The organism is Neisseria subflava (genome assembly GCF_003044645.1).
Lineage (GTDB): Bacteria > Pseudomonadota > Gammaproteobacteria > Burkholderiales > Neisseriaceae > Neisseria > Neisseria subflava_B.
On sequence record NZ_POXL01000019.1, the window covers coordinates 1 to 1,218 of the forward strand.

At 57.1% G+C, this 1,218-nt stretch carries 1 protein-coding gene; it reads right to left on the reverse strand.

What is annotated here, in order from left to right; genetic code table 11:
* The coding region (locus DBY97_RS11330) for a type VI secretion system Vgr family protein (protein ID WP_199900768.1) at positions 1–1,199 on the reverse strand (1,199 nt) is incomplete at its 3' end.
* Positions 1,200–1,218: the final 19 nt, after the last annotated feature.

Sequence of the window (1,218 nt, forward strand, 5' to 3'; positions counted from 1 at the left end):
ACTTTGCCGCCGGCGTCTTGGTTTTGTGCGCTGACGAGTATGCCCTTGCCTGCCCGTACCGCACCCCAACCGTCGGTTCTCAATTCGAAGCCTTCGCCGTTCTCTCCGCGTTTCTCACGATTTGAGTCGACGATGTGGCCGAGGTTGAGTTGGGATTTTTGGTAGTCGGTGGCAAGTTTGATGTGTTCCTGTCCCTGCAGGTCTTCCATCCTCAGTTTGTTGTTCGCCCAGGTGCGGATGACGTTTCTTGTGTTCCAGTCGGCAGGGATATGGTCGGGATGGGCGCTGTCGTGCATGACGCCGGAGATATACGGACGGTCGGGATTACCCTGGACGAAGGACAGCATCACTTCGGTGCCTTCGTGTAAGGGGAAGTGGATGCCGTATTCGGGACCGGCATACGGTTTGGCCAGTCGGACGGGACGGCTTTCCCCGCCCGGACTCCATTCGTCCAAATCAAACGGTAATTTGACGCGGTAGCGTCCCATATCGTCGATGTAGGCATAGGTGCAGTTCTCCGCCGCAGTTACCCGTGCCGGTAAGGTACCGTCGATATGCGGGCGCGGGGTGGTGCGTTCGGGACGGTAGGCGAGTTGGGCGGGGATGGCGGTAAAGGTATGGCTGTAGGCGGTATCGCGGCTGCCGCTGTGTTCCATGGAAAGTACCAGCCAGCCGTCGGGGGCTTCGGGGAAGGAGACATCGGTTTGGAACACCTTCATCGGCGTCATGGAGACGACGTTGCCGCTACCGTTGGCGACGGTTTGACGGCAGAGGTTGGCTTCGTTCAACAGGGTCGTCTGAACTTGGGCTTCGTCGGTTGTTTTAGGATGAAGGCCCCAGTGCTGCTGTTTGCCCAATAAGACGGTATTGTCGGCTGATTCTTCCGACTGTTTGTTGTCGGTTTCGGCAAAGAGGTCGGTATCGGCACTGCGGTAGTTGTAGTCGGCCGTGCGTATGCCTTCGACGATGGGGTTGTGACGGATGCTGAGGTTGAATAATGCTTCGGTACCGACGCTTTCCAGTCCGGCATGGGGACGGTAGGAAACGGGTAAGCCTTGGCTGCGCAAATAGTGTTCGGGACTGTCGCCGAAGACGACTACGTCGCCATGTTGTTCATGCTGTTCGAAGGCATACCAGATGCCTTCTTCTTCACACAGACGGTTGATAAAGTCGAAGTCGCTTTCGAGATACTGGGTCACATACTCGCGTACGCTGTAG